The sequence below is a fragment of the Testudinibacter crocodili genome, assembly GCF_006228025.1.
In the GTDB taxonomy this organism is placed as follows: Bacteria; Pseudomonadota; Gammaproteobacteria; order Enterobacterales; family Pasteurellaceae; genus Chelonobacter.
In genome coordinates, this window is sequence record NZ_VDHF01000181.1 from 1 (window position 1) to 887 (window position 887).

Sequence of the window (887 nt, forward strand, 5' to 3'; positions counted from 1 at the left end):
TGATTATGCTGCCAATACGGTAAAATTATCTTTTTTTCAGCTATACTTTCTTCTATTCAATTTTTATTAAATAAATTTTCTAGCTGTATAACAATGTTGATTGGAGTAATTTTAATAAGTGAGAACTCATTTAGTGTTGGTGATTTTGTTGTTATATATAGCTTTTCAGGAATTTTTATGGATAGTATAATTGGAATTACTGAAGCTTATAAAGAATATGATCAGTTTAAGATTGACAAATCAAAACTAGATGAAGTCTTATTAGAAGATGAGAAAAACCAGGCTCAAAACAAAAATATAAAAACGATAAAAAATAATCACATGCTAATAAATAAATTTATTTATAAGATAAATAAAGATAAGAGTATAATAAATGAGAATGTTTTAAGTATAAATTATATGGATAAAATCGTTATAATAGGCGAGACTGGGTTGGGAAATCAACGCTTCTAAAAATAATTAGTGGAATGATTCCGGTTGAAAATACAATTTTTGTAAATGGTGAAGATATTTTTAATATGATAGATGTAGATGTATCACATATATTTTCATTTTATTTCCAATTTCCTGATTTTTTTAGTGGTAACCTAGAGAGAGCTATTTTTCTAGACTCTATAAAAGCCGATAAAGAAATATATTCAGATTTCAAATCTTTAGGGTTGGGTCATTTTAAAGACATTCTAGAAGGAAAAAGAGATATAAATATAAATAATTTTTCTGGAGGGGAGAGAAAAAGATTGGATATATTAAGAAGTAGTTATAGAAAAAGCCCTATAATTTTCTTTGATGAGCCAACATCATCTATTGACAATACAACATCAGAACAAGTTTGGAATTATATTTTTGATAAGCATGAACTAAAAACAATAATATGCGCAACTCATGAT

At 25.9% G+C, this 887-nt stretch carries 2 protein-coding genes; both read left to right on the top strand.

The window, feature by feature from the left end:
• Positions 1-177: 177 nt before the first annotated feature.
• Positions 178-453: a hypothetical protein gene (locus FHQ23_RS12300; protein ID WP_139614573.1), complete on the top strand. Its 276-nt coding sequence runs from the start codon at positions 178-180 to the stop codon at positions 451-453.
• A 14-nt stretch (positions 454-467) separates the two neighbouring features.
• Positions 468-887: ATP-binding cassette domain-containing protein (locus FHQ23_RS12305; protein WP_139614574.1), on the top strand; the 420-nt coding region annotated here is incomplete at its 3' end.